This is a genomic window from Methylomonas sp. MgM2 (assembly GCF_054172045.1).
In genome coordinates this window covers 1-7,562 of the sequence record NZ_JBSYXO010000070.1, presented here as the reverse complement: position 1 = coordinate 7,562, position 7,562 = coordinate 1, and the positions used below count along the sequence as shown (strand labels likewise).

The window sequence follows — 7,562 nt, the reverse complement described above, 5'->3', positions numbered from 1 at the left end:
CAACTGGCCTACCTGATCCTGACCTCGGGTTCCACCGGCCAACCCAAGTGCGTGGCGGTCGCCCACGGGGCCTTGACCAAGCACATCCGGGCGGCCGGCGAGCTGTACCGCTACACCCCGGCCGACCGGGCCTTGCATTTCGCCGCCTTCACCTTCGATGCCGCCATGGAGCAATGGCTGGCGCCGTTGTGCCACGGTGCCGGCGTGGTGTTGGGCTCGAGCCGCTGGACCGGCGAAGCCACTTTAGAAGCCGTCACCGCGCAGGCTGTCAGCGTCATCTACCCGCCGACCAGCGCCTTGCTGCATCTGGCCGACGCCGCATCCGCGCGCGGCCGGACCCTGGCACTGCGCATCGCCTGCGTCGGCGGCGAAGCCGTCTCGTCCGCCGCCTTGGCCAAAATCCGCGCCGTCTTGCAACCGCAAACCATTATCAACGGTTACGGCCCCACCGAAACCGTCATCACCCCGCTGGCCTGGCAGGCCGATGAGCGCGAACTGACCGGCTACGCCCCCATAGGTACCGCCCTGGGCGAGCGCAGGCGGCACATCCTCGATGCCGACCTCAACCCGTTGCCCCTGGGCGCGGTCGGCGAACTCTACATCGGCGGCCCGTGTCTGGCACGCGGCTATTTCGGCCGGGCAGACCTCACCGCCGCACGCTTCATTCCCGACCCCTTCGCCGGCGACGGCAGCCGCCTGTACCGCACCGGCGACCGGGTCCGTTGCGGCAAGGACGGCGTTATCGACTATCTCGGCCGCGCCGACCAGCAAATCAAACTGCGCGGCTACCGCATCGAACCCGGCGAAATCGAAGCCGCCCTGCGCGCCTTGCCCGGCGTCGACGACGCCCACGTCCTGCTGCGCGAGGATGAAGGGCGGCGCTATCTGGCGGCCTACTTGCAACCCGGCGAAGGGGCCGCATCGCATGGCCAAACCGAAGTCAGCGGCATCATCGATTCCCCCTCTCCCTCACGGGACACGGAACAACTCAAAGCAGCCCTGGCCGCCCGCCTGCCGGACTACATGATCCCGGCCCGCTTCGTCTGGCTTGAGCAACTGCCGCGCACCGCCCACGGCAAAATCGACCGCCGCGCTTTACCCGTACCCGATGCCCCGGCCCGGCGCGCACCGCAAGCCCCGACCAACTCGACAGAAGCCGTGCTGGCTCAACTGTGGCAAGACCTGCTCGGACGCCACGACATCGGCATTCACGACAACTTCTTCGAACTGGGCGGCGACTCCATCATCTCCATCCAACTGGTCAGCCGCGCCCGCGCCCAAGGCCTCGGCTTTACCCCCAAAGACCTGTTTCAACAACAAACCATTGCCGGCCTGGCTCAAGTCGCCCAGCGTCTGAATCCGGACGGCTCGGATCAAGCTACTCAAGCGAAAGCGCAAGCACAAGAGCCCGCCACCGGCCACGCACCGCTGCTGCCGATCCAGCGCGTGTTCTTCGAACAGAATCCGCCCAACCCCGCGCACTGGAACCAATCCTTGCTGCTCAAAACCCGAGCGCCGCTGGCGCCTGCCGCACTCGAACCAGCCCTGCGCCTCCTGATCGAACACCACGACAGCCTGCGCCTGCGTTACGTCCAAGAACAAGGCCAATGGCAACAAAGCTATGCCGAAATGGATAAAACCGATGAAGGCGCTACGCCTAGTCGCGGCTCAATGGCGTCAATTAATATAGGCCGGGTAGAGCATGAGCGAACCCCGGCTGCATTGTTTGAACAACGCAAGGCCCAAGATGCCGCCCACGTCAGCGCCATCGCCCAACAAGCGCAACGCAGCCTGAACCTCCAACACGGCCCGTTGTTCAAAGCCGTGCTGATCAGCGTCGCCGACGGCAGCCAGCGTTTGTTGCTGGTCGCCCACCACCTGATCGTCGACGCCGTCTCCTGGCGCATCCTGCTGGAAGACCTGCACAGACTCTATCAACAAATACAACACAAGAAAATACCGCAACTGCCGGCCAAAACCGCCGGCTACCAAGCCTGGGGCAGGGCATTGCAAAACTATGCCCAAAGCGAGCGCCTGCAAGCGCAACGCGGCTACTGGCAGGCTCAATGCGAGAACCCAAGCCCAAGCGAAGCAAGCCATTGGCCCTGCGACCACCCGCAAGGCCGGGCCGAAGCCCGCGACCGCGCCAGCCAAACCCTGACCCTGAGCGCCGAACGCAGCCGCCAGCTCCTGCACGAGGCCAACTCGGCTTACCGTACCCGGATTCAGGAACTGCTGCTGGCGGCCCTGGCGCAGACTTTATGCGAATGGACCCGGCAAGCCGACATCGGCGTCGCCCTCGAAGGCCACGGCCGCGAAGCCGAGCTCATCCAAAGCGAAACACAACAAAGCGTTCTCGATCTGAGCCGCACGGTCGGCTGGTTCACCAGCCTGTACCCGGTCAAACTCAGCCCGCAAACGACTGCGGCCGACACGGTCAAAACCGTCAAGGAACAACTGCGGCAAGTACCGGACCAAGGCTTGGGCTACGGCGTATGGCAGTATCTGAGCCCGAAGAATCGACTAACCCAAGCGGAGCACGAACAAACCACCGCACTCGACCGATGCGCTTCACGGTGTTCGGCACATCCTACGGCGGATGAACCGGCCTCGCCCGAAAACCCAACGGCTAACCGGACAATGCCGAAAGTGCTGTTCAACTACCTCGGCCAACTCGACAGCAGCTTCAACGACGACGCCTTGCTGCAGCCGGCCGACGAAGACAGCGGGGACGAACGCGATCCGCACGCGCCGCTCGCCTACGAACTCGAAATCAACGGCGAAATCTACCGGGGCCAACTGCGCCTCGACTGGGGTTACAGCCGCGAGCGTTACCAAGTGGACACGATCACTCACCTGCTCGAACGCTACCAACAGCACCTAAACCAACTGCTCGACCACTGCCTGCAAGCCGAACCGAACCTGACCCCCAGCGACGTGGCGCTGGCCAAGCTCAGCCAAGCCCAGCTCGACGCGCTGCCGATCCCGCACGCCCAAATCGAAGACCTCTACCCCCTCTCGCCCATGCAACAGGGAATTTTGTTTCATGCCTTGCAGCACGGCGAACAAGACCCGTATTTTTACCAGCGGGTGTTTGCATTGAACGGCTTTGTGGATGTGGCGCGTTTTCATACGGCTTGGCAGGCGGCGGTCGATCGGCATCCGGCCTTGCGTTCTTCATACTTATTCGAAGACATGCAACTCCCGCTGCAAGCCGTGTGTAAAAGCCGAAGTGTCGATTTGCGCCAAGCCGATTGGCGTGGTATCGGCGAAGAACAGTGTTGGCGGCAATTGAGCGACTGGCTGGCGGACGAACGCAAACAAGGTTTTGATTTCGCCGGCCGACGCGGCTTCGAGTTGTCGCTACTGCGGGTTGGGGATACTACCTGGCGGCTGGTGTGGAGTCACCATCACATTGCCTTGGACGGCTGGAGCATGGGTTTGGTGTTGCGCGACGTGATGCGCGCCTACCACGGCGAATCGCCGCTTGGTCAGCCGGACTATGCCGATTATCTGCGTTGGCTGGCGTCGCGCGACCACGCCGCCGCGCTGGCATTCTGGCGCGAATCGCTGCACGGCTTGGACGGCAGAACGCCTTTACCGCTGCCTGCCGAAGCAATGCCGGCCGGGGAGCGCGGCAACTACCAGGAAATCGAAACCAGCCTGTCGGTTGATGAAACCGCACAACTGCAAGCTGCCGCGCGTCGCCACGGTGTGACGGTCAGCACCTTGCTGCAAGCCGCGTTTGCGTTGTTGCTGGGCCGTCACGGCGGCGGCGAGGCCTTGTTCGGCGTTACCGTGTCCGGTCGTTCGGCCAACGTCGATGGTATAGACGAAATGGCCGGTCTGTTTATTAATACCTTACCGCTTCGGGTCAATTTGCCGGGCGACCGAAATGTAAGAAGTTGGTTGCAAACTATCCAACGCCAAGCCGCGGCGATACGCGATTACGAATTCACCCCGTTGGCGGAGATCCAGCGTGCGGTGGGTTGCGAAGGCCAGAATCTGTTCGATGCGATTTTGGTGTTCGAGAACTATCCGTTGGACGACGTGTTGAAAAGCCGACGCGACGGTCTCCAAGTCGGTTTGTTGGATGGGGAAGCACCGGCCGGCGTGCTGCGTCACGAGCGCGGCCGTAACAATTATCCGTTGAGTCTGATCGCAGGGCTCGATAAGCACCTGCATTTGACCCTGTCCGGCGAACACCAACGCTTCACGCCCGGCGCGCTGAAACTGCTCGCCGAGCGTTACCGTTATCTATTGCAGCAATTGATCACGGCGGATGAAATCAAGCTTGTCGACATTCAATTGGCGCCGCTACCGGCCTCGCCGTTGGCCTGTGCCAATGCCAAAATCGCGCTGTTGTCCGGCGGCGATGCGTCATGCAGCGAACTTGATTATCCGCATGTGCTGGCTGCCTGGCAAAGCCATGTCCTTGCTCGGCCTGACGCGATTGCGGCGCGCGACAACCACGCCAGCCTGAGTTATGCCGAACTGGATCGCGCCGCCGAACGTCTGGCTGCGTTACTGCAAGGCATGGGCGTCCGCACGGATACGGCGGTCGGCGTGCTGTTGGGACGTTCGGTGCAATTGCCGCTCAGTTTGCTGGCGGTGTTAAAGGCCGGCGGCGCGTATTTACCGCTCGATCCGGCCCTACCGGATAGCCGCTTGCACGAATTGCTGCGCGACAGCGGCGTGACGGTGTTACTGGCAAGCGAATCCGATGCCCCGCGTTTCGCGGGTTGCGGCGTGGCGACGTTGAATCCGGATGCCGTCGCACAGACTTGCGGCGCCGCGGAATTCGTGGCGGTGCCGATTCATCCCGAGCAGGCCGCCTACCGGATTTATACCTCGGGTTCCACCGGCCAGCCCAAAGGCGTGACGGTCAGCCACGGGGCGTTGAACCGGTATTTGCAGAGCGTGTTGCCGCGTCTGGCCTGGCAGCGAAACGCCACATTGGCGATGGTTTCGACGCCGGCCGCCGACCTCGGTCATACCGTGTTGTTCGGAGCGTTATACGGCGGCCAGACATTATTAATGATCGATGCCGAAGCTGCCTCCGATCCGGACCGTTTCGCCGTGGCGATGCGGGAAGGCCGGGTCGACGTACTGAAAATCGTGCCCAGCCATTTGCGCGGTTTGCTGCAAGCGGCAAATCCGGCGAACGTGCTGCCGAATCAAGTACTGGTTTTGGGCGGCGAGGCCTGCGACGCCGAATTACTGGCGACGGTGCGCTGCTTGAAACCGGGCTGCCGCATCTTCAACCATTACGGCCCGACCGAAACCACGGTCGGTGTGCTCACCCAGGAAGTCACTGCCGATACCGCTTCGACCATTCCGGTCGGCACGCCGTTGGCCGGCGTTTACGCCTATCTGCTCGACGCCGACTTGAATCCGTTGCCGAGCGACGTGCCCGGCGAGTTGTACATCGGCGGCGCCAGCCTGGCGCGCGCTTATCATGGCAAGGCCGGCGCCACCGCCGAACGTTTCTTGCCCGATCCGTTTCGGGCCGGCACCCGCATGTACCGCACCGGCGACCGCGCCGTGTTGCGCGGCGGTCGGCTGGTGTGGCTGGGCCGGGCCGACGATCAGGTCAAGATACGCGGTTACCGCGTCGAGCCTAGCGAAGTGGCCAAGGTCTTGCGCAGCTTGCCGGGCGTCGCCGATGCGCTGGTCATCGCCGAGCCCAACGACCGGGACGGCCGTCTGCAGCTATTGGCCTATGCGGTTGCCGAGCGCTCGGCAAGCTTGGACAGCGCTAATCTCAGCGCGCAATTGGCCGCCCTGCTACCCGATTACATGTTGCCGGCGAATTTAATGCTGCTGGAGGCGATACCGCTGACCGCCAACGGCAAGGCTGACCGCAAGGCGCTGCCGCGGCCGCAGGCCAAGGCGTGCGTCAGCGTGGCGCCGCGCAACGACACCGAAAGCAAGCTGGCCGCGATCTGGCAAATCGTATTGAAACAAGAGCCGATTGGCGTCGCCGATAATTTCTTCGAGCTGGGCGGCGATTCGATTCTGAGCCTGCAAATCATCGCTCGGGCCCGCAAGCAAGGCATCAAACTGACGCCGAAACTGTTGTTCGAAAAGCCGACCATCGCCGAACTGGCGGCCGCCGTCGCGCCGGTTGCCGGCAATCAGCCGGCTGCCATTCCACGAATGGCAGTCGAAGGCCCGCGTCCTTTGTCCTACGGTCAGGAGCGGCTGTGGTTCCTGGCGCAGTTGCAGCCTGACAATACGGCTTATCACATCAGCGGCGGCTTGCGTATCCACGGCCGGCTCGACGAAAGCGCGTTGCGCTTGGTTTTTCAAAGTTTGGCGGAGCGTCATGCCATGCTGCGCACCCGCTTCGTTCAGCTAGAAGGCAAACCCATGCAGATGGCCGGCGCGGCAATTACGCTGCCGTTACAAATGATGACAGCGGCCGATGCGATGTTGACCCAAGCGACTGAAGCCGACGCGCCGTTCGATTTTTGCAGCGGGCCGTTATGGCGCGTGATATTGGTCAAGCACGGTGAAGATCATCACGAGTTGTGGCTGACCATGCATCATATTCTGGCCGACGGCTGGTCGGTCGGCCGTTTGCTGGAAGAATTTTCACTCCTTTACGCCGCCGCGGTCGAAGGCCGCGAAGCGCACTTGCCGACGCTAGCTATCGAGTATGCCGATTACGCCGCCTGGCAGCGACAATGGCTGGCGGCGGGCGAGGGCGATCGGCAAGCGCGTTACTGGCAAAGCCAGCTCGGCAGCGAGCAACCGGTGCTGGAATTGCCGACCGATCATGCCCGGCCGGAACGGATGTCCGGAGCCGGCGCCTCGCACGCCTTCGTGTTGCCGGTTTCGGTCAGCCAACGCTTGAAGCAAGTAGCCGTGCAAAGCGATACCACGCCGTTTGTCGTTCTATTCACGGCTTTCGCGGCCTTGCTTTACCGCTACAGCGGCCAGCCGGACATCCGTGTCGGCGTACCGGTCGCCAATCGCCAGCGCCTGGAAACCGAGCCCGTGGTCGGTTTTTTCGTCAATACCTTGGTGGTCAAAGCCGAGTGCCGTGGAGATCTAAGTTTCAGATATTGGTTGGCGCATACCAAGCAAACCCTATTGGCGGCGCAGGAGCATCCGGATCTGCCGTTCGAACAGTTGGTCGAGTTGCTGCAGCCGGAACGGGCAATGAACCGTAATCCGTTGTTTCAGGTGATGTTCAACCACCAAAAACGCGACCTCAGCGCATTGAATACACTCTCGGGCTTGAACATCGAGCGCATGGCAAGCGAGCCGGCCGCCGCGCAATTTGATTTGAGCCTGGCGACCGAGGAAGACGCCGACGGCGTGTTCAATGGCAGCTTTGTATATGCCGCCGAATTGTTCCTGCCCGAAACTATTGCCCGCCTAAGCGAACATTTCCAGCGCTTGCTGGCCGCTTGCCTGTCCGATCCCGGCTTGCCGCTGGCCGCTGTCGACTTATTAAGCGAAGCGGAACATGTGCGCCAATCCTCCTGGCACGCCACCGAGACGGCCTATCCATCCGGTTTCGTGCACGAACTGATCAGCCAGAGGGCGGCGGC

General features: G+C 62.5%; 1 protein-coding gene. It reads left to right on the top strand.

All coding sequences use genetic code 11. The features are described 5' to 3' along the window. The coding region (locus ACW73I_RS22685; protein WP_458031783.1) for an amino acid adenylation domain-containing protein at positions 1 to 7,562 on the top strand (7,562 nt) is incomplete at both ends.